21 protein-coding genes and 1 pseudogene are annotated in these 23,449 nt (G+C 34.9%); 18 read left to right on the top strand and 4 right to left on the bottom strand.

Translation table 11 applies throughout. The annotated features are described in order from the left end of the window. Positions 1–19 precede the first annotated feature (19 nt). Positions 20–1,747, top strand: coding sequence for a methyl-accepting chemotaxis protein (locus tag OU989_RS22705; protein WP_274797557.1), 1,728 nt, complete (start codon positions 20–22; stop codon positions 1,745–1,747). A 267-nt stretch (positions 1,748–2,014) separates the two neighbouring features. Beyond that, the gene (locus OU989_RS22700; protein WP_263082601.1) at positions 2,015–3,733 is read left to right on the top strand and encodes a sensor domain-containing protein; all 1,719 of its coding nucleotides are present in this window, start codon (positions 2,015–2,017) and stop codon (positions 3,731–3,733) included. Positions 3,734–4,269: 536 nt separating this feature from the next. On the opposite strand, the gene OU989_RS22695 is transcribed toward OU989_RS22700, so the two are convergent. Then, a complete protein-coding gene (locus OU989_RS22695; protein WP_274797556.1) occupies positions 4,270–7,236 on the bottom strand; it encodes a Tn3 family transposase in 2,967 nt (988 codons plus the stop codon). A 147-nt stretch (positions 7,237–7,383) separates the two neighbouring features. On the opposite strand from OU989_RS22695, the gene OU989_RS22690 reads away from it, so the two are divergent. Then, a complete protein-coding gene (locus OU989_RS22690) occupies positions 7,384–7,959 on the top strand; it encodes a recombinase family protein (RefSeq protein ID WP_160216891.1) in 576 nt (191 codons plus the stop codon). A 217-nt stretch (positions 7,960–8,176) separates the two neighbouring features. Here OU989_RS22690 and OU989_RS22685 read toward each other — a convergent pair whose 3' ends face one another. After that, positions 8,177–9,043, bottom strand: coding sequence for a LysR family transcriptional regulator (locus OU989_RS22685; protein WP_160216892.1), 867 nt, complete (start codon positions 9,041–9,043; stop codon positions 8,177–8,179). Positions 9,044–9,173: 130 nt separating this feature from the next. Between OU989_RS22685 and OU989_RS22680 the strand changes: the two genes are divergently transcribed. The 10 genes and pseudogenes from OU989_RS22680 to OU989_RS22635 all read left to right on the top strand — a co-directional run bounded on the left by OU989_RS22680 (position 9,174) and on the right by OU989_RS22635 (position 19,121). After that, positions 9,174–10,079, top strand: coding sequence for a DMT family transporter (locus tag OU989_RS22680; protein ID WP_274797555.1), 906 nt, complete (start codon positions 9,174–9,176; stop codon positions 10,077–10,079). A 58-nt stretch (positions 10,080–10,137) separates the two neighbouring features. Next, positions 10,138–11,109, top strand: coding sequence for an MBL fold metallo-hydrolase (locus OU989_RS22675; RefSeq protein ID WP_274797554.1), 972 nt, complete (start codon positions 10,138–10,140; stop codon positions 11,107–11,109). A gap of 134 nt (positions 11,110–11,243) precedes the next feature. After that, positions 11,244–11,630 carry a hotdog family protein gene (locus OU989_RS22670; protein WP_274797553.1) on the top strand — a complete coding sequence of 129 codons (387 nt, stop codon included), beginning with the start codon at positions 11,244–11,246 and terminating at the stop codon, positions 11,628–11,630. 508 nt (positions 11,631–12,138) lie between these two features. Then, positions 12,139–13,013 (top strand): annotated as a pseudogene (locus OU989_RS22665) (DNA cytosine methyltransferase). Positions 13,014–13,037: 24 nt separating this feature from the next. Next, the gene (locus tag OU989_RS22660) at positions 13,038–13,793 is read left to right on the top strand and encodes a hypothetical protein (protein ID WP_274797552.1); all 756 of its coding nucleotides are present in this window, start codon (positions 13,038–13,040) and stop codon (positions 13,791–13,793) included. Positions 13,794–14,196: 403 nt separating this feature from the next. Further along, positions 14,197–14,421, top strand: a complete 225-nt coding sequence (locus OU989_RS22655) for a hypothetical protein (RefSeq protein ID WP_274797551.1) — start codon at positions 14,197–14,199, stop codon at positions 14,419–14,421. A gap of 280 nt (positions 14,422–14,701) precedes the next feature. Next, positions 14,702–17,698, top strand: coding sequence for a DNA polymerase III subunit alpha (locus OU989_RS22650; RefSeq protein ID WP_274797550.1), 2,997 nt, complete (start codon positions 14,702–14,704; stop codon positions 17,696–17,698). A gap of 120 nt (positions 17,699–17,818) precedes the next feature. After that, complete coding sequence (locus OU989_RS22645) at positions 17,819–18,325, top strand: hypothetical protein (protein WP_274797549.1); 507 nt, start codon at positions 17,819–17,821, stop codon at positions 18,323–18,325. 120 nt (positions 18,326–18,445) lie between these two features. After that, positions 18,446–18,715 (top strand): hypothetical protein, encoded by a 270-nt coding sequence (locus OU989_RS22640; protein ID WP_274797548.1) that lies wholly within the window; start codon positions 18,446–18,448, stop codon positions 18,713–18,715. Positions 18,716–18,914: 199 nt separating this feature from the next. After that, positions 18,915–19,121 (top strand): hypothetical protein, encoded by a 207-nt coding sequence (locus OU989_RS22635; protein WP_274797547.1) that lies wholly within the window; start codon positions 18,915–18,917, stop codon positions 19,119–19,121. Between the two features lie 555 nt (positions 19,122–19,676). Here OU989_RS22635 and OU989_RS22630 read toward each other — a convergent pair. Both OU989_RS22630 and OU989_RS22625 read right to left on the bottom strand, forming a co-directional pair. Continuing rightward, complete coding sequence (locus OU989_RS22630) at positions 19,677–20,300, bottom strand: hypothetical protein (RefSeq protein ID WP_274797546.1); 624 nt, start codon at positions 20,298–20,300, stop codon at positions 19,677–19,679. Beyond that, entirely contained in the window at positions 20,236–20,667 is a 432-nt protein-coding gene (locus OU989_RS22625; RefSeq protein WP_274797545.1) for an HNH endonuclease, read from the bottom strand. Before OU989_RS22625 ends, OU989_RS22630 begins: the two co-directional genes overlap by 65 nt. A gap of 207 nt (positions 20,668–20,874) precedes the next feature. Here OU989_RS22625 and OU989_RS22620 point away from each other — a divergent pair, with 207 nt between their 5' ends. The 5 genes from OU989_RS22620 (at position 20,875) to OU989_RS22600 (ending at position 23,145) form a co-directional block, all read left to right on the top strand. Next, positions 20,875–21,603: a helix-turn-helix transcriptional regulator gene (locus OU989_RS22620; RefSeq protein ID WP_274797544.1), complete on the top strand. Its 729-nt coding sequence runs from the start codon at positions 20,875–20,877 to the stop codon at positions 21,601–21,603. 70 nt (positions 21,604–21,673) lie between these two features. After that, positions 21,674–22,168 (top strand): hypothetical protein, encoded by a 495-nt coding sequence (locus OU989_RS22615; protein ID WP_274797543.1) that lies wholly within the window; start codon positions 21,674–21,676, stop codon positions 22,166–22,168. Between the two features lie 40 nt (positions 22,169–22,208). Beyond that, complete coding sequence (locus OU989_RS22610) at positions 22,209–22,574, top strand: hypothetical protein (RefSeq protein WP_274797542.1); 366 nt, start codon at positions 22,209–22,211, stop codon at positions 22,572–22,574. 116 nt (positions 22,575–22,690) lie between these two features. After that, the gene (locus OU989_RS22605) at positions 22,691–22,879 is read left to right on the top strand and encodes a hypothetical protein (RefSeq protein ID WP_274797541.1); all 189 of its coding nucleotides are present in this window, start codon (positions 22,691–22,693) and stop codon (positions 22,877–22,879) included. Then, the gene (locus OU989_RS22600; protein WP_274797540.1) at positions 22,879–23,145 is read left to right on the top strand and encodes a hypothetical protein; all 267 of its coding nucleotides are present in this window, start codon (positions 22,879–22,881) and stop codon (positions 23,143–23,145) included. Before OU989_RS22605 ends, OU989_RS22600 begins: the two co-directional genes overlap by 1 nt. The last annotated feature ends 304 nt before the right edge of the window (positions 23,146–23,449 follow it).

Below are 23,449 nucleotides of genomic sequence, written 5' to 3'. Positions count from 1 at the left end.
TATAAAAGCGAGGATAATTATGAGTATTTTTTCTAGAAAATCTATACTTTGGAATGAGCAGATAAAATTTACGGAAACCGACTTGTCACATGTGGGAGAAAGAGCAAAAGAACGCTTAAACTTTTTAGGTATTAATCAGGATACACTTCGAATTGTAAAGGAATCAGCGAACTTACTTGCTCCCTACAAAAATGAAATGATTGATAAGTTCTACGGAAGGATTCAGTCTGTGGGTGGGCTCCAAGCAATCATTAATAAATACTCTACAATTGATAGACTCAGAAAAACGATGGAGAAATATCTCGATCAGTTTTTAGCAGCAGAAGTTGATCACGAATATATAATGACGCGCATACGTATCGGTCAGGTGCATAGTCATATCAATTTAACTGCGGAAAACTTTATATCGGCGCATCATTTACTTATTCAAATAATGTCAGCCGTTTTAATGGAAAAACTGCATCATAAACCCGCTCGAATGATGGAAAGTGTAATTGCAATACAGAAATTAGCAGCATATGATCAACAATTAATAGTTGAAGTGTATATGGAGAATACATTTAAAAACTTCCTTTATGGTGTTTCGGACATGCTAAATGAAGTAACCGAAGTAGATACAACGAAAAGACTCATTAATAGTATGGAAAATCAAATAAATGAAACACATAATGTTTCAGCTGCCACAGATCAAATGAGTGCATCCATACAAGAAGTTGCCAATTATGCGGTAAAAGTTGCAGAGGGAACAGACGATGCTGTGCATTCCGCAGAGAAAAGTAAAAAAGTAGTAGATAAAACAACCACTGATATCGTACAGGTCGGAAAAGTATACGAAGAAATTGTTACAGGAGTAAAACAACTCGGGCAAGAGATTGAACATACGCAAGACATTGTCCAAGTAATTAAAGGGATTGCCGATCAGACCAATTTACTTGCTTTAAATGCTAGTATTGAAGCTGCAAGAGCAGGAGAGCACGGACGGGGGTTTGCCGTTGTTGCTTCCGAAGTTCGAAAGTTATCCGAACATACAAAGGAACAAATCGTTAAAATTATCGCTAATATGGAATCTTTACAACAGGTTTCTTCAAGTGTAATAGATGAAATAACAGAGACTTCTAAACTGGTAGAGAACAGCGTAACGGGGGCAAAGAGCGCGAGCCAGGCACTAATCAATATAGTCGAGATGATGCAAAAAATTAACGGAGCTACTTCACAAATAGCTGCAATGAGTGAAGAACAAACCTCTACAATTATGGATATCTCTGCAAGAAACGCTACTATTTATGATAATAGTGTATTGGCTCAGGAAATCTCTCAGCAAACCGCAAAAACGATCTTCGAATTAAGTAGTCAAATGGATAATTATCGCAAAACGTTCTTTGGGATAAACGTCAGACTTACTTCTAAAGATATTGTGAGAGTAGCAAAAACAGACCATCTATTGTGGAAATGGCGTGTCTATAACCTAATACTAGGTGTTGGGACAATTGACTTAAATGAAGTGACATCCCATGAAACGTGCCGGTTAGGAAAGTGGTACTATGGAGATTTACCTGATCATGTAAAGCAAAACGAAATATTTAAGCAATTAGAAGAACCGCATAAACAAGTTCACCAAAATGCAAAACTAGTAGTAGAGCGCTATCAGAAAAATGATTTAATAGGTGTAGAAAAATCCTTTGGGGACCTCGAAAAAGCCTCCGTTATAGTTATTGACTTATTGACTATATTAGAGAATGAGCTCTAAATCTGCCTTGCTATTTAGGTAAAAAATAAAATTAGGAACTGTGGATAATATGTCAAACTAGATATTCCACGTCCAGTCTTCGGCACACTTTCTTTTGCTAATAAACAGGACTAATATTGTGCGTTTATTATACACAGTATTGAAATGTCATTTTTTCTAGGATTTAAGAAAGTTAGGCTTAAAGCGTAGTGATATATATTGAAATTAATGAATAGTTTTCCTTCAAGCAAGTCCAGGAGGTTAATTTCCAGTAAAAGAGATGATTTTATGCATAAAAATAATAAGATAATTGATAACTTAATACATCACAATGGCAGTCACAGCCCAGAAAAAGTCCTTCGGGATATTGCATATGCGCTTGACAAGTCGGCTATCGTAGCTATTACAGATCAGACAGGAAAAATATTGTATGTTAACGAGCTGTTTACAAAAATAGCTCAGTATAGCGTTGAGGAGCTTGTTGGAACAGATCACCGAATTATTAATTCGGGTTACCACCCGCCAAAATTTTTCAAGGATATGTGGCGGACAATAGGGCGCGGTAATAAATGGCGCGGTGAAATCTGTAATAAAACTAAAAGTGGTAAAAAATATTGGGTAGACACCACAATCATTCCATTTCTAAACGATAAAGGGAAGCCTTATCAATACATTTCAATTCGCTATGACATTACTGCTAGAAAAGAGGCTGAGCGAATGGTACGGAATCTGGCGTATAATGATCAATTAACCAACTTACCCAACCGTACTTCATTTAGAAATTTGTTATTTGAAGAAGTAGAAGAAGCAAAAAAAAACGGTGAAACACTAGCTATTGTCTATCTCAATATCGATCGATTCCGTTATGTCAACGACTCACTTGGGAATGAAACAGGTGATTATATTTTATCTGTCTTAGCTAATAGGCTTAAAACTATTTTGAAAGAAAAACATACCATCGGCAGACTGTCAGGCGATGAGTTTGCATTCGTTTTAAAATATATCCGTGATGAGGAACACATTGAACAAATAACGAAAGAGCTACAACAATTCCTGGAAGAACCTATTGATGTAATGGGGCAATCGCATATATTGTCGCTGAGTTTAGGCATTGCTATTTATCCAAAACACGCTAAAAGTTCATCCGAGCTTTTGATGAAAGCAGAAAAAGCAATTTCCATCGTAAGGGCGCATGGTGGCGGAGGATACGCAATGTATCAAAATGGTACAGCTTCCAAATCATTGGAAAGAATTTTACTGGAGAATGAATTGAGGAAAAGCATTGATCTTGGTCAGCTTCATCTCGATTTTCAACCTAAGGTAAACTTGAAGACCCAAGAATTAGCTGGAGTTGAAGCATTAGTTCGATGGGATCACCCGGATCTTGGGAGGATTTCACCAAATAAGTTCATTCCTGTTGCAGAAGAAACAAAACTTATCCTTCCTCTTGGAGAATGGGTATTGCGAGAGTCATGCAGGCAGGCGAAAAAGTGGCAGAACAAAGGGTGCAAGCCTTTCCGGATTGCCGTCAATATGTCTACTGTGCAATTGGAAGAACCGAAAATCGTAAATATCATTAAAGATATTCTTAATGAAACAGGTGTTACGACAAATTTGATAGAAATTGAATTGACCGAGAGTGCATTTGCAAATAGAGAAGATATGCGAGATAAAATTCGAGAAATAAGATCACTTGGTATTAAAGTGTCCATCGACGATTTTGGAACAGGTTATAGCACTTTTAGTTATATCAAGGAATTGCCGGCTGATAATTTGAAAATAGATATGTCCTTTGTGCGCGATATCCACGAAAATGAAGATAGCCAGGCAATTGTTAAGGCAATTGTAATGATGGCGGAAACAGTAGGTCTGAACATCATTGCGGAAGGCATCGAGTATGAAGAACAAGTCCCTATTTTAAAGGAATTAGGTTGCCATGAAGGCCAAGGTTATTATTACAGTAAACCGGTATCATCCAGCGAATGCGAACAATTCATGAAAAAATGAAGGTAAATTAATTATTATTTATAGGAGCAGTCTAAGCTCTTGAAAAAATCGATTTATGAAATTGATTCGATTATCTATCATTGAAATAACAACAAATTTTTTTCCTTTCCGATCGGTTCCCATATTAATTTGCGAATTGGGGATATCATGCTTTTGTATTAAAGTTGAAAAGGAATTACCCCCATTTAAAGTAATAAAGGGATCGGTATAAATACTATCTGTATCTACATCATTTGTATTTATGTGTTTAAAATCAACCATTGGTACTTTCTCGCTCTTTCCTGATATAAGGGCGACTCTACGGGAGATATACACTTGCGATGAGTCTACATATTGCGTATTTTCTAAAGTATTATCGGGGTCACGTACTGAAAAAAACTAAAATATCATTTAAGCCTTCTTCAAAATAGGCTTTAGATAAATCATTTTTTATATAAACATTAGGTGTATAAATTTCATCTTGGGGTAGCGTCAGGAAAATGCGGATTTACAACGCTAAGCCTATTTTCCTGACGAATCCCTCGTTTTTAACAACGTTAAGAAAGTTTCAGTGGTCTTAAAGAATCTAATGAGACTACTTTCTCTGAGTTAAAATGGTATTCTCCTAGTAAATTAATATGTTCCCAACCTAAGGGCGACATATGGTGTAACAAATCTTCATTAAAACTACCTGTCCGTTTTTTATATTCAACTGCTGTTGTTAGGTGGAGAGTATTCCAAATACTTATAGCATTGATAATTATGTTTAAAGCACTGGCTCTTTGCAATTGATGCTGTATGGTTCGTTCCCTAAGCTCTCCTTGTTTTCCGAAGAATATAGCTCTTGCCAGTCCATTCATGGCTTCTCCTTTATTCAATCCTCTTTGTATTTTTCTTCTTAGCGATTCATCCGAAATGTAATTCAGAATAAAGATTGTTTTTTCGATTCTTCCCATCTCACGTAAGGCTGTAGCTAAGCTATTTTGTCTTGAATAAGAACCTAACTTCCCCATAATTAGGGATGCTGAGACTGTTCCTTCTCTTATTGAATGGGCTAATCGCAAAACATCCTCATAATTTTCTCCAATGACCTTTGTATTTATCTGCCCACGTAAAATAGCTTCTTGCTTTGGATACTCACTTGCTTTATCTATTGTAAATAATTTTGAGTCCGATAAATCTCTTATTCTTGGAGCAAATTTAAATCTTAATAAATGAGTTAATCCGAAGATTTGATCTGTATAACCGGCCGTGTCTGTATAATGCTCTTCTATGTTTAGATCCGTTTCATGGTGCAACAAACCATCCAAAACATGAATCGCATCCCTTGAATTTGTATGAATAATCTTTGTGTAGTAAGAAGAGAATTGGTCACTCGTAAATCGATAGATGGTGGCTCCTTTTCCGGTTCCATAATGTGGATTTGCATCTGCATGTAATGATGAGACACCTAGCTGCATTCTCATACCATCTGACGAAGATGTTGTACCGTCCCCCCAATAGGAAGATAATTGTAATTTGTGATGAAAATTTACTAATACAGCTTGAGCTTTATTCATGGCATCTTCATACATGCGCCATTGAGATACATTGGCTAATTGTTTATATGTAAGTCCGGGTGTTGCTTCAGCCATCTTGCTCAATCCAATATTCATTCCCATTCCTAAAAGGGCAGCCATGATAATGATTGTTTCTTCTTTATCCGGTTTTCTATTATTGGAAGCATGAGTGAATTGCTCATGAAATCCTGTTATATGAGCAACATCCATGAGTAAATCAGTTAATTTTATTCTTGGCAGCATTTGATAAAGGCTTGCACTAAACTTTTTTGCTTCTTCTGGAACATCTTTTTCTAAGCGTGCAAGTGACAGCTTTCCTTTTTCAAGAGAAACCCCGTCTAATTTGTTGTAATTGGCAGCTAACCAATTTAACCTTTCGTTAAGGCTGCTGGTTCTCTCCGACATATAATCTTCGAATGATAAACTAACTGATACTCTCGTATTTTCCTTCGTTTGATTCCATGTATCTTCTGAAAACAAATATTCCTCAAAATCTCTATATTGTCTGCTGCCAACAATGGAAACATCTCCTGCCCGAACATGCTCCCGAAGTTCTGTTAAAACAGCCATTTCATAGTAATGACGATTGATTGTTGTACCATCATCCTCGTATAAATGCTTTTTCCAACGTTTTGAAATAAAATCTACAGGCGAGTCGTCAGGCACTTTTCGCTTTCCGGATTCGTTCATTCCTCGGATAATCTCAACAGCTTGTAAAAGTGGCTCATTTGCCTTTGTAGAATGAAATTCCAATACCCTTAAAAGCGTTGGCGTATATCTTCTAAGTGAATAAAATCTTTTTTGCAGTAAGTCTAAATAATCATAGTCGGCAGGACGGGCAAGCTCTTGAGCTTCTTCCACCGAAGAGACAAAAGAATTCCATTCAATAACGGATTCTAAAACCTCAAAAACGTCTAATTTTTCCTGTTTTGCCTTGATTAAAGCTTGTCCGATGTTCGTAAAGTGTATAACTTTCTCATTCAACTTTTTACCGTTTTGTTTCTGAATTTCCTCTTGAGCCTTACGACCTTTTGATAACAAACTGAGTATTTGTCTGTCATGAATTTCAAAAGCTTTATCAGTTAACTCCTGAGTAAGATGTAATAAATAGACGGTTAATATCGAATAACGTTTATTTTCTTGGAAGTCACGGAATGCATAAGGCTCATATCTTGAACCTAAACGGGATAGCTGTAATAGGCGGTTGCGATGCAAATGGCTAATTTTTACCGTCTCTAATTCTATTCCCCGTATGTATTCGAGTCGTTCTATTACTTTCAGAAATGTTTCGGGTGAAGGATGACCCGGTGGTTCCTTTAACCAACCCAATAACGTTTTATTGGATTCGGATGGATGCTGCGAAGTAATGATCTCTTCAAGTTTTACTTTTTGCTCATTTGTTAGGGACTGACTAACCGTATTAAATAGCTTCTTTTCGGCCATTGCTCTTGCCTCCCACACCATTCTCTCAAGTGTAGTGATAGCAGGCAGTATGATTTTGTTTTTTCTTAGGAGGTCGATACATTCATGTAGTAGATGAATGGCATCACCATTTTCCAAAGCTAATTGATGAAGATGCTTAAATGTCATTCGATATTCTTTTAGGGTAAAAGTTACAAAATCGTATTCACTTCGAATTTCTTTCAAATGATCCCAAAGTGTATTTTCTCTTTGAGGATAAAGACTAAGTGAAGATGGAGTGGCACCGATTTGTTTCGATATATAATGTATGACTGAATCTGGGATGTTTTTGATATGAGTATATGGCCAACCGGGATGCCGAAGAACGGCTAATTGAACGGCGAACCCTAAACGGTTTTCTTCTCTCCTTCGTTTATTTATAATTTCTAAATCTCGTTTGGTAAAAGTATAGTAGGTTCCAAGCACCCACTCATCTCCAGGAATTTGCATAAGGGCCTGTCTCTGTTCTGGTGTAAGCAATTCCCTACCTCTCGCAATTTTCATACAGTATCATCTCACTTCTGTAATTATTCAGTTAATTAGTTCAATTATATATCATTAGAGTGTACTCTATTGATACAAGTGTAGTAGACTGATAAAATCATAGTTAAGAGTGTCTCATAAGACTTGTCTCAAAAACGGGGTGATATTTTGCGAAAAATCGGTTATATACGTGTCAGTTCAACTAGTCAAAATCCTTCAAGACAATTTCAGCAGCTCAACGAAATAGGAATGGATATGATTTTTGAGGAAAAAGTCTCCGGAGCAACAAAGGATCGTGAACAACTTCAAAAAATGTTAGAGGATTTACGGGAAGGTGACATTGTTTATGTTACAGATCTAACTCGGATCACTCGAAGTACGCAGGATTTATTTGAATTGATTGATATAATACGAAGTAAAAAGTCAAGCCTAAAATCAATCAAGGATTCATGGCTAGATCTATCAGAGGATAATCCATACAGTCAATTCTTAATTACAGTAATGGCTGGTGTTAACCAATTAGAGCGAGATCTTATTCGTATGCGTCAACGTGAAGGAATTGATCTGGCTAAGAAAGAAGGCAAGTTTAAAGGCCGGTTAAAGAAATATCATAAAAATCACGCAGGAATGAATTATGCAGTAAAGCTATATAAAGAAGGAGGGATGACTGTAAAACAAATTTGTGAAATTACAAATGTGTCTAGGGCTTCTTTATATAGAAAGCTGTCGGAAGGGAAACAATAATCGATCCTTATTCCATTAAGGGCCATATTGTGGAGGAAACAGATGGGGGTAGCTTCAGGAAAATGGGGATTTACAAAGTTAAGTATTTTTAATTACAAAAGGCCTGAATTCTCTTCGATAACAAAGAAAATCAGGCTTTACTATAGATCCATGTTAGATGAAAGACAATTGCTACTTAATCTGCGAGAACCACCCTGAATATTGGTACATCATTTTTTTAAGCCGTACTATACCTTTCAATAATAAAGTCAATAAAATATCTACTTGCTATCGGCAATACCTTTTTATCCTTGTATGCCAAACTAATTGTACGGGCAACTGATGGAGAGATTGCTTTCGTTTCAATATTATACGGACATCTACTTAGGACAAGTTTCGGTAAAATCGAAATGCCAAGTCCTTTTTCAATCATGGACATAATCGCAAAATCATCATAGACCCGGAATTGGATATTGGGTTCTAGTTTGTTTTGTTGAAAAACCGTTAATGGTTCACTTAGTCCTATCTCATCTAAAAGAATAAAAGGTTCTTTAGTTAAATCTTTCAACGAGACGATTGTTTGCGTTGATAAACGATGTTTTTTGGGCAATACAGCTAGCATTTCATCTTCTTGCAAAGGAATCGTCGTTAGCTTTGATACGGCCTCTGGATTTACAAAGCCAAAGTCCACGGTTCCTTCTTTAATCCAATCAGAGATACTTGTATAGCCACCCTGATGTAATTCAAAATGCACATTTGGGTATTGTTCCTTAAAATCTTTCATCAGTCCTGGTAGCCAATTACATGAAACACTAGAAAAAGTGCCAATTCGAATCAGTCCACTTTGTAGACCTTTCATCTCCTTTTGCTTTTCTAGCAATTCTCTATGTGAATTACATATATTCTTAATAAACGGTAAAAATTCCTCGCCATCCGGTGTTAATGTAATACCTGTACGAGATCGTAAAATAAGAGTAGTAGAAAGTTCTTCCTCTAATGAATGCACCATTTGGCTAATGGCGGATTGAGTATAGCCAAGTTCTTCAGCTGCTTTGGTAAAACTCCCTGTTTCTATAGCTTTGATTAAAGCATAATACGAATTCATCCTTACTAGCTCCCTTGTATTAGAGTTTCTTATAATTCTATTATAAATATTCGTTTTACTAATACAAATTCAGGTGATACCATATATTCAATCTTAATAGAAATAGAATTTGAACGGGAGTTGTATTTCAATGAATATGAATAAAAAGAATGCTGAATTTCTCATGTTGACCGTAGCACTAGCATGGGGCTGTTCCTACCTTATGATGAAAGTGGGACTTGATATTATTAGCCCTTTTAATTTGATTGCTTTGCGTTTCGGAATTGCATTTGTTTGTTTGGCTTTAATTTTCCTGCCTCGCTTCCGTGAACTTACCTCAGTAGCTTTAGGTAAAGGCATTCTAATGGGTGTTTTGATATTCCTAATATTTGCTTGTTTGTCAATTGGAGTAGATAAGACGGCAGCTTCCACAGCTGCGTTCTTGGCAAGCACTACCGTTATTATTGTTCCAATATTAGAATGCTGCTTAAAGCGTATACTTCCCAACAAGTCAATTGTGTTCAGTGTTCTATTGGTGATTGTTGGTTTGTATCTTTTGACAGTAAAAGATACAATTACCTTAGATGAAGGGGCGGTATACTGCCTGTTTACGGCATTATTTTATGCAATATATATTATTATTCTTGACAGGATTGCAAAAAAGGAAAACACGCTCCTTATCAGTATTATTCAATTAGGGGTTGATTCTCTTCTGGGAGTACTATTCATGCTATGCTTTGAAACACCTACATTACCGCAAACCACGGTACAATGGGGTGCAATTCTTGGACTTGGAATATTTTGTAGTGCTTATGGCTTTCTTATCCAACCAATCGCCCAACGTTATACGTCATCTGAAAGGATTGGTTTGATTTTTTCGTTAGAACCTTTATTTGCAGCTATCATATCTTTTATATTCCTACATGAAATATTAGATATAAAAGGCTACATAGGAGCTACTTTGATTTTTTCTGGTGTTGTATACTCACAATTAAAAAATAAAAATAAAAAGGATATCGCAACAACAGATATTAGATCAAAAGATATTGCAACATGAGTTATGCTTTGTAAGGTTTGAAAATTAAAGATAATTATTGTTTAAGGGGGAATAGGTTATGGGGAAATCTTGTATTATTTTCTTTGAAAGAAAATTTCCAAGTGCCAATATGGTTCTTATTAAGGATATGCTTCCTATCCTGATTGACACTGGTTTTGGAAGTGATGCAGAAGAAACGGTACATTTAATTAAAGATGCAGGTGTTTTGCCCGAGGAATTACACCTTATTGTAAACACCCACTATCATAGTGACCATGTAGGAGGAAATTTTCATCTTCAAAATAATTATGGAGTAAAGATTGCTGCACATAAGTGGGATGCACATTTAATTAATGCTTGTAATCATGAAGCCTGTAGTGCTGAGTGGTTAGATCAGCCTGTGGAACCTTACCATGTCGATTTGAAGCTCTCTGATAACGATGAAATTCATACAGGCAGCAGAACCTTTCAAGTCCTGCATACCCCTGGCCACACGCTAGGACATATTTCCCTATATGAACCTGAAGAAGAGATATTCATTTACGGGGATCTTTTTCACAGAAATGATATCGGCTGGTTAAACATCTTTAGGGAGGGTGTTTCATCTATTCAACGATCTTTAGAAAGTGTAGATCGAGTTTCCAAGCTTCGTATCAAGCAGGCCTATTCAGGACATGGACCACAGATAGATGATCCACTCAATTCCATTGATACGGCAAGGAACCGTCTTGAAAAGTGGCTCAAAAGCCCAGACAAAGTTTCATGGCACGCCTGCAAAAGAATTTTTGCCTTCACATTAATCATGAAAAACGGATTGGCGAAAGAAGAAATCGATAACTACCTTCTAACATGTGGTTGGTTCCAAGATTTTGCACGCTACGCTTTTCAGCTTCAGCCAGAAGAATTTATCCAAGTCCTTCTTGATGAAATGATTCGTTCAGGAGCTGCAAACTGGTATAATAATCATTTAATCGCCACAGCACCCTACGTAGCAGCACAAAATAAATGGATGGATAGGAACATCAAGCCGAAGGATTGGAAAACTACATAGTATTAAAAGCCTTTCAAAAACAAATTATCAAATCAAACCTTCAACGACCGTGTTATTAGCTTTTTATGAAATAAATTGCTTTTTGCCCGCGGGTATTAACCATATATTATAAAACCTCCAGGGGGGAGATTTATATGTCATTAAAAGTAGGAGATATCATAACGTTTGAACGGACTTTTACAGTAAGGGATGTTGAATTATTTACAGCGATATCTGGTGATGAAGGGATTCATCATATAACCCCGGATGAAAAGGGAAGACTTGTAGTTCAAGGGTTATTAACAGCAACCCTGCCAACAAAGGTAGGCGGAGATCATAACGTACTCGCTAGAAAAATGAATTTTGAGTTTTTCAGACCTGTGTTTACGGAGGATACAATCATTTGTGAAGTGAAAATTGAAAAATATGAAAGGCAAGAAAATAATAGAATATCTATTTTGGCAACTTTCCTATGCATTAACCAAAATGAGAAACAAGTATTAAGCGGAAACTTTTCGGGAGTAATATTAACAGGGCATTAGTCCGACAATCAACAAATTATATTCTCAAATTGAATAAATTGACTGTTAAACAATCTGGCGCTTTAACGGAGCAACGAAAAAAGCCCAATTTCTCAAATATAAATGTTGAGAAATTGGGCTTTTTAATATGGGAATTTCCTTAACGTTGTAAATCCGCATTTTCCTGACGCTACCCCAACTATAAAAATTAAAAGTAGCGGCGGGATTATCTTGAAAAATAGTATTCTCATTATGCTTCCAAAAAGTTTTCTTCGTGTTAAGCTAATATGTAACATATTAGCTTAACAGGCACTACCTGCACACTAAGATATTTTAATTACAAACATATGTGTGAAAAAAATATTAAAAATAGACTATTAATCGGAAGCACCGAGTAGACGTATTTAAAGTACGTTTATTCGGTGTTTTTTAATTGATCTTTGGTTTTTTTACAAGGTAATTATATAGCGAGATAATTCCTATAGAAAGGTCTAGAATTCCTTAATATTTGAATAAGAAGGTGTTTGAAATGATAACAGCTAAAAGCTACTTTAGCGGCTGCGGGGGCATTGATTTAGGGATGATGGAAGCGGGAATTGAGGTCAAAGAATCATTTGAAAAATTGATCCTAAAGCTTGTGCGACTCTTCGACTTAACTTTAACCACAAAATAAACGAGACAGACATTACAAAAATAACAGTACTAGATCAACAGGATGCTGATGTTTACATTGGAACTTTCCCTTGTACTAGATACAGTAACATTGCCGACATACATGGAACCAGAACAGGTGACGATTTATTCTTGCATTTCTTCCGTCACGTGGCCATCGCTCAGCCTGAAGTATATATTGTTGAAAATGTACCTGGTATGAAAAAGTTTCAAGTTGTAATGGAGTGTCTAACTAAACTCCCGAATTATTATGTACGGGTAGAGTGCCCTGTGAATGCTAATATGTGGCTGCCGCAAGAAAGAAAAAGGTTAATTGTAATTGGTACTAAAAGGCCCTTTAACAATCTTGAATATCCAGAATCGCAACGTGTAACTATGCGAGAAATAATAGATGTAGGAATCGATGTATATACTCCAGACTATGTATACAAGCGATTAAACGGAGAGTATCGAGATAAACCCATTATTACTGATTTGAATGGTATAGCTCCAACATGTGTTGCCCACTATGGGAAGGATCGTTCCACAAGGTTAATTAATGATGGTGTAAAAGTAAGACCTTATTCTGTAAGGGAGTGGGCGAGGTTACAAGGCTTCCCTGATTGGTTTACTTTTGTAGGTACTGATAACGATGCATATAAACAAATCGGTAATGCTGTTCCTATTGATATGGGGAGATGGGGAGGGCAGCAAATTTTAAGGTATTTTGAGTACTACAGAAAACATGCTTAAATAGTTGAAAGGATTAAATATACTATGAATAAAATTACTGATATAACCGAACAATTGAACGTAAAAAAACGTGCCGAAAAAGAAGAAAATCGATGGAAGATAATTAAAGATAAATGCAGGTTAGAGACAGTTAACGAGATCTTACAATATAGACCAGAGTATGACTATGACGAGATACAATGGTTTGAAGATACTCTAATTGAATATGACATATCAATATTGGACTTTTGCTACGATGTCCTTACACTAAGTGAACTCAAATTTAATATTAAATATCATGATACATTATTAGATTGGGATGAATCAGCTGGTTATGTTCTCGTTACTTTGTTTAATTTAAAAAACAATGATGAAGAAAATGAATATGAAAATTTCTTTGAAAAGATAAAGAATCAGGGGAAGGCTAGAAAAATTGTGTATTTTTCCAACTTACAAATTAAGAAGGAAACAGAGCAAATTATTCATTGTCTAAAGCAGGGTAAAGAAGGAGTAATGCTTTTAATCGATCAACAAATTGAAAAGGGTATTACAAATAGTGATGTCGAAAGCCTTGATCGGTTTATAGAGTTTATAGGCGTTGAAGATAAAAGGCTATATGAAGTCTTTAGTGATGCTTTAAGGCTCGATTCCCTCATATTCTATAAATTACACGAAATTAATTGGTACATAGCTGTAGATAAGGCTATCATTTTTTTAGCAATTCTTAAATTAACCATTCCTGAACAATTTGAAGATAGTTTTAATAGTATTACTGAGAGAATAAATGATTCTTTCCTCTAATTATTTTGGCTTAAAATAAAGCCCACGTCGAGTGAAAATATGTATGGTGAACATGATTAAGTATTTAACATAATCTAAGAGTCTATCATACTTTTCCCTCTATTACAGTGATATAATAGAATTTATAAAGTCCTCTATTAGAGGGCTTTTTTGTAAAGAGAGGGGACGAACAATGAACACCTTTCCGTCAAAGAATAAAGTTTTAATTAAAATATATATCAAGTCATACATACTTCTAATGCTATTAGTATGTAGTGCAGTAGGTGCTTATTTTTTAAAACTTTCAAATATGACAGCTGCGTTTTATATAGTCTCTATATTTGGATTGGTTTTTCTTCATAAATTGATAAATCGCGCAATGGTTTTACTTATCAGTTTTAATCAAGTAAAGAAAGCTATATTGATGCGAGAAGCATCCTATAAAGAGTTAACTACAAAAGAGTGCTTATTCAATTCTTTATTTTTAGCACCTGTAACAGTTATTATGTCAATTGCTATTTACAATTCAAATAATTTAATCATACAGGTATTTATCTTTTTTATCATACTCATTTTCCTTGTCATTGGAGAAACAGCAAAATATCGTTTTACATTATATAAGAACTGGTATGATCAAAACTTAATATAGTTGTAGGAAATGATGAAAGACAACATTGAATGATTAGGTTTACTTTCTTATAATGGAGATAGTAAATATCATTCATTTTCTTTCAAAACCTCAACCAAACGGTATAGAGGTACTTAAAACACTCTATGTAAGTGTTCAAACTATCCATTTCAAAATTGGACTAGTCTGCTCGCTTACATAGGGTGTTTTTTCTTTTGTAAGGAAAGCGTAAATGACAAAACATAGCGTGTATAGCTAAAAGTACATAGCTAAAACAAAACAATTTAAGGAGAGAAGAAAAATGTATCTAAACGTTATGACGGAAATGGACACATTAAAAAGTACGATTAAAGTAGAGGCCTTAGCAGAGTTTCTTAAACAAAATCAAGTAACAACATGCGCTGTAACAAATACGAATTTGTTTAGAATGATGGAGTTTGTTTCGATTTTCAAAAAACACAATTTAAAGCCTGTTATTGCGTTAAGAGTAAAAGTTGCATTTGGTTCAAATAACGTGTTGCCGATCTTGTTATATGCAAAGGATAAAACAGGATATGGCAACCTAATTAAAGCATCGAGCGGCATAATGCAAAGCGATGATGGTTTGATGAAATTAAATTGGTTGAAACCTTATTCTGAAGGAATTATTGCTGTTATCCCGATATTAGAAAATCACTGGTTAAGTTCTACCGATGAAATCGAAATAATTCAGGATATTTTTAAGAACGACATGTATTTTGGTGTAGTACGTACTAACTTTATTAGACATAGTGAGGAGCATACAATACAGGAATTGGCCAAGTTATTAGATATCAAAATTACATCCCTCAATGAAAGTTGTTATCTTCATAAAGATGATGCCTTTGCTTACGATGTTTTAAGAGCTATAGAAAAAGGTGATAAAATTTCATCATTTGAGGTATTAGACAACTCTAAATATCTTCCATCTCCTTTAGAGTTGCAGCAACGGTATAAAGATAAACCAGAATGGCTAAAAACCGCTTCAGCGATACTTGAAGCTTGCCATGTTGATTTTGGTGAATATCAAGCACACATGCCTGTATACCCATTAAAAAACGTGGAAACGCCTAAAGAATGTTTATATAGGCTTGCCTACGAAGGATTGAAAATACGAAAACAAGGTTTGATACCTAAAGAGTATAAAGAGCGCTTAGATTTTGAACTTGATGTAATAAGCAAGATGGGGTATGAAAGTTACTTTTTGATTGTTGCTGATTTTATGGCGTTTTCAAAGAGGGCAGGTATCCTAACTGGACCAGGAAGAGGTTCTTCCGCAAGTTCATTAGTGGCCTATAGTTTACAAATTACTCAGGTGGATCCACTACAGTATCAGTTATTATTTGAGCGATTCTTAAACCCCAATCGTATCTCACTACCAGACATAGATATTGATTTTATCGATACACGGAGATTCGAGGTCATTCAATATGTAAATGAGAAATATGGGAAGGATCATGTGGCTCAAATATTAACCGTTGGGACACTTACTGCAAAAGCGGTCGCGCGTGATGTTGGTCGAGTATTAAATTATGAGGAAGCCGAATTAAAAGCAATGTCTACTCTTATTGATAAATCAAAGGCTACTAATATAAAAGATGTTTACAAGAAATCAAAAGAGTTTCAGGAGTTTGTAAACCGAGATAATCGTAATCAAATTTGGTTTGATACATGTTGCAGACTAGAAGGAGTATCACGAAACAAGTCTACACATGCTGCAGGGCTAGTTCTCACACCAAAACCTTTAGTAAACTATGTACCGGTTCAGAAAGGAAACGACGGTGTGTATTTAACTCAATGGACAATGAACGAAGTAGAAGCGGAAGGAATTCTTAAAATGGACTTTTTAGGATTAGCCAATTTAAGAATTATTGACAATATCCTTTCTTCGCTTGAAAAAACATATCATATTAAACCGACGTTAGATACGATACCAATGGACGACTTAAATACATTCAATCTATTACAAAATGGATTAACTGAAGGTATTTTTCAATTGGAGTCACCTGGTATGCGTGATGCTTTAAATCAAATAAAGCCGACTAAATTTGAAGATATAATTGCGATAAATGCATTATATCGTCCAGGACCAATGGAGTTTATTCCGACTTATGCAAAGCGTAAACATGGTCTTGAAAAGGTATCTTATCTACATCCGCTTCTGGAACCAATCTTAAAAGAGACATACGGAATTATAATTTACCAGGAGCAGATCATGAGGATAGCACAAGTCTTTGCAGGTTTTACATTGGGAGAGGCTGATTTGTTGCGTCGAGCAATTGGTAAAAAGAAACGTGAAATATTAGAAGAACAACAAGCAATATTTGTTAAAGGTGCTGTTAATCAAAATCACGATGTAAAAGTAGCTGAGGAGATTTATTCACTAATTGTTAAATTTGCAGAGTATGGATTCCCTAAGAGCCATGCTACAGCTTATAGCTTTATTACCTATCGTATGGCATTTTTGAAAGCAAATTATCCTTCACATTTTTATGCTGCATTATTGGATCAAGCAAACGGTAATGTCCAGAAAATTAAACGGATACTTGCTGAAATGAAAGAAAGAAAGGTTGCTATTCTACCAATAGACATTCAAAAATCTAAAGTAACGAATACTTCAGAAAGTAAAGGTGTTCGACTAGGTTTGTTAAACGTTAAAAGCATTGGTGAAAGCAAATTGAATACTTATATGAATGCTGAGATAGGTAGTGATCTATTTGAATATGCAAGAAATGTTGGTTCCAATTTTGACAATAAAGCCATGGAAGCACTAATTAAAGCGGGAGCTTTTGACCAGGTATTTAAGCAAAAGCGAGGTACCCTGTTGGCATCATTAGAACGAGCTGCAGACTATTCATATACTGATGAATCCTTAGACTTTGGTTTTGGGAAGCCTACATATGCTGAACAAACAAATAAGGATAACTGCTACAAATTAGAAATAGAAGCCTGCGGTTTCTCTGTTTCCAATCATCCGGTTGAAAATATTCGGTCTGTTGAGCTTCAGGACAATACAAATTCAGGTGCTGTTGGCCAATTTGTAAAAGTACCAGGATTAATCGAAGCGGTTAAAGTAACGATAACAAAGAAGGATGAGAAAATGGCCTTTGTAACAGTATCCGATGAATTTGGAACAAGTAGTGTTACCGTCTTCCCATCCTTGTATAACAAAATTAAACCGTTATTAGTTGAAGGGAATATAATACTTGTTACTGGAAAAATCGAACAAAAATACAACAAGAAATCAATAACAGCAAATAAATTAGCTATGTTCCAATAGGGACATGGCTTTTTCTTATATTTAATATACAAAGTGTATTTTCAAATTTTGAGTAATAAAGGCGATTATTATAATATAAAAAATAAGTAGTTTTATAAAAATAACTCAAGGAGGTATTAAATGTTTGAGTCGACAATCGAAACTTATTATTTTCTGTTTGCATGTATGTTTGTAGCTAGCATATTTCCGTTTTTGGTGATAATAGGAAGATGGTATTGGGATGATATAGAAACAAAGCTAGATGAAATTATTAGTTTCATCTCCGACTATAAGTTAAAAAAAAGCTTACCTGTATGGGGCAAGTTTCGAAAACTTCAAAAAGCGTTTGATGTCTTTTTCTATTATGAAAATGAGGAAATAAAAGATTTTCTAAGAATGAATGACAATCAAAATAGAGTACAGGAAAAAATGATAAGTTATGAAAGCTATTTTGAAAACGTTCTAGAGTATTTAAAAGTGCTTAAACCTTCTAAATCCATAGAGGATCAAGAAAGATTTAAGGTACTTAAACAAGACTTTAGAAAAGTAAATGACGAGATACATAGTTACGTTGATGAAGTCAAAGTGGAAATACGTCAAAAGGCAATATCGGAATTTAAAAATGAAAAAGGTTTATTAAATGATTAAATAAACAGCTTTATTAATTAAAATAGTTAAATTACTTACATTATCGTTAACATAATAGGTTAATCAATGGTTATTTAATTAATAATAATGTATCGATAAGGAAATGGAGATGAGTTAAGGTTGGTTAATATAATCAATTATGTATTCTTGGCTGCAAGCGCTGTATTGGGAATTACTATATTAGCTTTTGTAACGAAAGAGCGAAGAAAAATTAAAGGTAAAATTAACAATCTTAAAAACAAACATAATCAATTACAAACGAAGGCCGAGCAAGACCTAAATAATGAGGAAATTGTGCCGTTAGAGTCTGTAGAAAATAAATCATTGGTCTTTTTATTCGCAGTTCCGCTACTGGTGATTATTCCAATAATCTTTTCAATAGGTAATTGAATTTCTGTTTAAGGTTATTAATTATTCCATGAATAGACATATTTATGAATACCGTTAAGTGATATAATAATTAACAAGACAAGGTTACCTCCAACCATACGGTACAGGAGCGGATTTTTCAAAGCATGTAAACGATGAATGGGTGTACTGTGCCCATAAATCGAATTACGTGCTTTTTTCATTGTTAGGAGGATTTAATATGACAGAAAAAATGCTACAAATGCTGAAGGAAGCGAAGGGGGAGATCCTTATAAAGGCCGATGGCCAGGTACTCATAAAAGTCGCTGGAGAGGAACATTTATTGGAGAAAATGCAGCGAGAAAAGGCGAGAGTATTTGCTGAAGGAGTCCAATTAGCATTAGGATATTTCATCGATTACCGACCAGAAATAAGGATGGTAGGGTGAAAAAGGGGAGTTGAGTGACTGTAAAATGCAGTTGCAGCCGGAGCAAAAATGGCATGATAAAACACTCATGAAACTCTCCACACAATATACACACATACTACATACATAGTAAGAACAAGCATATTTCCTCACACCTCGATAGACCACATGTAACAAACACTCCACCCACGTTCTTCTCTTCCGATCCAAATTCATCTCTGGTGCTCGAATGACAAACGCTTAAAAAACACATCGCGCCCTCCCTTCCTCCTTACCCTGCGGTATCAATTTCACGAACCATCTACCTTATCACCCGAAGGGTAGCGCATCGCTATCGCTCACGCAAGCGCGCCGACCGCCCACCCACACAACAAAAAGAAGCGACAGATTTACGTCGCCTGTTTTTGCTACTGTGTACGGGAGGATACGACCCGAACAGACCGCGGGGTAAGGGGGGAGAAAACAGACAAGCTGAACGGGGGTAAGCAAGACAGCGGGGGGCGAGCGTTCAACATGCCGTTGGCATATGGTCTATCGAGGTGTGTGGAATTTGTATTTTTACTTATACAGCTACAGTTATGCCCTAGTTGCTTCCCCTTCTTTATTGATTTCTTCTAAGAATGTGACCAATAAATTACTTAATGCTTCTTGGACCTCTTTGCTTATTATTTCTTTCGTAGCATGGGTTTCTAATATCTTTCTAAAACCCCTTTCCCATAACAAGCTGCTTGTATTTTCAATATCTAATGTGACACCTAGGAAATTAGCAAAATCACGTAAATATTTAAGATAAATTTGTTCTATCGCTTTCATACTGTTTTCCTGAATATGCTGATATTTCTTAGATACATTCTGCATGTCTTTCTCCATGTGATCAAATAGTACTTCTAGTGATGAAATTGATTTGTTTGCAACGGTTGCTAGTTTATTGAGTAATTGTTCTTGTGTTGGTGCCTCAAAATTTGTATCAATTAATCGCCCAATAAATGCACTTAATTCTGCTGGAAGTTCAACCCTTTGACTTGCTAACTTTCCACTACCATTTACCTTCTCTATAACACCTAATATTTTATCTGGACCTTTATAGTTAGTTGAGAGCAGTACCCACATATCAATTAAACCAAGAATCCTTAAATTACCTATAATTGTTCCTTGTGCTTTGGAGAAATAAATTTCGACCTTCATTTTTACTGTTGGCATTTATGCTAATCCTGATGCTTTTATCTTCCTGTTGGCTAAGTTCAAATTTAGATACTTTCTTAGGCTTTCCTCCTTTTTCTATAATAGTACCGTCTGTGGCCTTTAAAGTTGGTACCTCCTTATGCCGCTGGCCTTTAAACTCCCAAGCATTCATGATGTACTTTGTGAAAGTATTAAAACTGTTATCTATCGCTGAGAAATGTGAATTGCAAGCATCACATATTATTTGTCCGGTTTTATGTATTCCTCCCCAGCATGAGTTAAATATATGTTCTTTACTTGTCCCAGGTAACTTGCCATTACAATAAATGCAATTACTAAGTTCTTTCACACGGATTTTCACATTCATTTCGATAATATCTTTCATATTAATCACCTCTTAATTTTTTATATTTATAGTCTATTCCACATTTATATTTATTATTCTCTCTAATATGATTTAATTCTATGTATTTCTACAACACTTTATTTGCAATTATTAAATTTAAGATATTTTAATAATCATTTCTATTTACCTTTTGATTCACATATAAGATACTTAATAGAGAACGAATGTTTGCGAAGGAGGGAAAACATGGATACTTTTAAGCGTATCGGTTTTAGTGTTGGAGATACAGTTAAACTTCTATGGCTGCATCGTTCCTCTGAAACTGAAATAAATCCTAAAGAACTTCATGATACCTATGAAGCTTTGTTTCCTGGACGAAATGTTGCCTATGATTATGTTGCACGTATTGCTAAAAAACTTGAGAATGAAGGGTATTTAACCATGTCTCAAGTTCAACATAAGAAATACTATTCAATTACCTCTTCTGGTAGAGAACACCTGCAGAATTACGAATCGCTATATTACAACAAGTTTGTTGAAATGCTTAAAGTGATTGACCGTATATATTTTTACCTTACTAAAGATGGCCAAAAACCTGAACCTCCTGAATACCCATTACAGCAAGAATTCCGCGCTTATTTTGCTAAATTAATCTCGGTTAAAGACATGACACGTTTTATGATCTTTAATTTGGGTATGAATAGAACAGAGTTCTATGCGGCTGAAGTAAATGAGCAACTTAATGAACTCTTTGGATGGTCGCCATCCAATGGGTATCTTTATGAAATCACTCGTGATATGGAAGCGGAGGGTACTATTAAAGGCCGTTGGAAGGAGCCAAAAAAGAGAACTGTCCGATTGATTAAAGTGACAGATGCTGGTGAGATTTTTGCAAAACAGGTCTCTTCAAACTTAAGGGAGCAAGTAGTCAATGTTAGGAAATATCTAAGATCTTTTGTAGTCTTTTTTGAGTAATATACTTAAAGTTGGTTTTTTGACGCTATTGATAAACTTAAAGGGAAATCACCTTTTAGGAGGAACCTTTATGCAAATTACTGAACAAAAACCAACTTTAGAAGAATTAAAAGCAATGAAAGGATTTACAGTAGCAAAAACTTTGGCCCTGCAATCTAATATTTTCAATTGCTCTTTAGAGGAAACATGGGATCGCCATATACATAAAGCGATACATAGAGCGAATAATAAAGATGAAATTATTTATATTGCAGAAAATATTCTAAAGTTGGAAAAATTGGCTGCTGTTAATAAAATTAAGAAACCACCAGTTTTTATAGAGGGCTATAAGTATAGCTTTAATTCCATTTACAACGATAGACAGTCCACGGTGTTAGTTAAATACACTCTGATTAATCCTGGAAAGTATAAATTAGAGGTCTTTAGAGACAATCAACTCATTTACATTCATAAGCAACTACTTACTTTTCCGTTTAATCAAACCTCTTTAATTCTTCGACAATATCTTAAAATTAAAAGGGTTTCATTTCATTGGGAGAGGTTTAAAGTGGAGGTAACAAGATAGAATGATCAAATTCAATTTATAAAGAATTGGTGGAATTGTAATGAAAAATTTATATATAGCAGAGAATTCTCACGAATTAATTAAGGAATCACGGATGAAAACAATTAGTATAAATCCTACAGGTAAACATCAATATATTAACCCTCTTGAAATAGGGGTTGAAGAGTCCGCTTCTGCTTATGCTGAACAAGTAGTTAATTCTATTAACGAGCTCGCTATAACATTAAAAGAATTCACATTAAATGAAGAGGAAAAACAAGTATTAACTAAGGAATTAATTCATTCCTTTGATGCGGGAAAACTACACGATTTCCGTTCATTAGTTGAAAGACTTTCAATTATTAATTCTTCAAACTCTCATGATGTTTCTCGTTTAATAGAATTACTTACTATGACATTAAAATAAAATATACTTGTAAGGCCATATTGAGATTTAAATTCAATATGGCTTTTAATTTCCATTGAATTTTGAATAAAACTGTTTTTTAACTTACAATCAGATTAATAAGGAGTTGAGTAAAAATGAAATATACTTCATTCGATAAAGCAGTTCTAATGGAAAAGGCAATTATTTTAAATGGTCTAATTGCTAATGGAAATAAAGAGCAAAGAAAGCAAGCAAAAATGCAGTTTGAAAATGAAATTTTACCTTGTATTCTAGCTTTAACATCTACTAATAAAACAGAAGAAGAAGGATGCCCCTTTTTCTAATGGGGTTGAGAAAAAATGAGGTCTTTTCGGATGTAATTGAAATGATTGCTTTTCATAAAGATTTACAAGAGATAGATGATGTAAATCGAGAGCTATTGATACGAACAATATTTAAAACCCCCGAAACTGGATACCTTCATAGTGGTGATCTTTATACAATAAATGAAAAAGGTGTGCTAGTCACAACAACTAGAGTATACAGATTTTCATGGGAACAAATTTGGCCGTATCTTGAATTTGCAAAGCAACAAAGCTATTTATTTTAATCTTGCTGCAGCTGAGGATTACTAATTATAATCAGTCATTGCAATTACAGAATCAACAAGTTAGAATAAAATTGTAACTTTACCAAGATTTCTATTCGTCCGAACCACACGGTAGGACTTTTAATTTTAAGGACACTTTTTTAAGTGAAAATGGACAGGATAAGTCTGTTCTTTTACTTAAAAAAGTGTCTTTTTGTGTATTGGCACTTAGAAAGGAGGAGAACAAATGACCTTATTTGACTGGCTAATTATCTTATTAATTCTCATTGTGATTCTTAAAATCACTAAAGTAATCAGCAAAATG

This window comes from Lysinibacillus irui, from assembly GCF_028877475.1.
Lineage (GTDB): Bacteria > Bacillota > Bacilli > Bacillales_A > Planococcaceae > Lysinibacillus > Lysinibacillus irui.
The sequence above is the reverse complement of the archived record's forward strand: the minus strand, read 5'-3'. Positions and strand labels throughout refer to the sequence as shown.

What these genes read in the sequence shown, in the direction of transcription:
- OU989_RS22705 (WP_274797557.1), top strand. Translation starts at nt 20, where the DNA reads ATGAGTATTTTTTCTAGAAAATCTATACTTTGGAATGAGCAGATAAAA.
- OU989_RS22700 (WP_263082601.1), top strand. Translation starts at nt 2,015, where the DNA reads ATGCATAAAAATAATAAGATAATTGATAACTTAATACATCACAATGGC.
- OU989_RS22695 (WP_274797556.1), bottom strand. Translation starts at nt 7,236, where the DNA reads ATGAAAATTGCGAGAGGTAGGGAATTGCTTACACCAGAACAGAGACAG.
- OU989_RS22685 (WP_160216892.1), bottom strand. Translation starts at nt 9,043, where the DNA reads ATGAATTCGTATTATGCTTTAATCAAAGCTATAGAAACAGGGAGTTTT.
- OU989_RS22680 (WP_274797555.1), top strand. Translation starts at nt 9,174, where the DNA reads ATGAATATGAATAAAAAGAATGCTGAATTTCTCATGTTGACCGTAGCA.
- OU989_RS22675 (WP_274797554.1), top strand. Translation starts at nt 10,138, where the DNA reads ATGGGGAAATCTTGTATTATTTTCTTTGAAAGAAAATTTCCAAGTGCC.
- OU989_RS22670 (WP_274797553.1), top strand. Translation starts at nt 11,244, where the DNA reads ATGTCATTAAAAGTAGGAGATATCATAACGTTTGAACGGACTTTTACA.
- OU989_RS22660 (WP_274797552.1), top strand. Translation starts at nt 13,038, where the DNA reads ATGAATAAAATTACTGATATAACCGAACAATTGAACGTAAAAAAACGT.
- OU989_RS22655 (WP_274797551.1), top strand. Translation starts at nt 14,197, where the DNA reads ATGCGAGAAGCATCCTATAAAGAGTTAACTACAAAAGAGTGCTTATTC.
- OU989_RS22650 (WP_274797550.1), top strand. Translation starts at nt 14,702, where the DNA reads ATGTATCTAAACGTTATGACGGAAATGGACACATTAAAAAGTACGATT.
- OU989_RS22645 (WP_274797549.1), top strand. Translation starts at nt 17,819, where the DNA reads ATGTTTGAGTCGACAATCGAAACTTATTATTTTCTGTTTGCATGTATG.
- OU989_RS22635 (WP_274797547.1), top strand. Translation starts at nt 18,915, where the DNA reads ATGACAGAAAAAATGCTACAAATGCTGAAGGAAGCGAAGGGGGAGATC.
- OU989_RS22630 (WP_274797546.1), bottom strand. Translation starts at nt 20,300, where the DNA reads ATGCCAACAGTAAAAATGAAGGTCGAAATTTATTTCTCCAAAGCACAA.
- OU989_RS22625 (WP_274797545.1), bottom strand. Translation starts at nt 20,667, where the DNA reads ATGAAAGATATTATCGAAATGAATGTGAAAATCCGTGTGAAAGAACTT.
- OU989_RS22620 (WP_274797544.1), top strand. Translation starts at nt 20,875, where the DNA reads ATGGATACTTTTAAGCGTATCGGTTTTAGTGTTGGAGATACAGTTAAA.
- OU989_RS22615 (WP_274797543.1), top strand. Translation starts at nt 21,674, where the DNA reads ATGCAAATTACTGAACAAAAACCAACTTTAGAAGAATTAAAAGCAATG.
- OU989_RS22610 (WP_274797542.1), top strand. Translation starts at nt 22,209, where the DNA reads ATGAAAAATTTATATATAGCAGAGAATTCTCACGAATTAATTAAGGAA.
- OU989_RS22605 (WP_274797541.1), top strand. Translation starts at nt 22,691, where the DNA reads ATGAAATATACTTCATTCGATAAAGCAGTTCTAATGGAAAAGGCAATT.
- OU989_RS22600 (WP_274797540.1), top strand. Translation starts at nt 22,879, where the DNA reads ATGGGGTTGAGAAAAAATGAGGTCTTTTCGGATGTAATTGAAATGATT.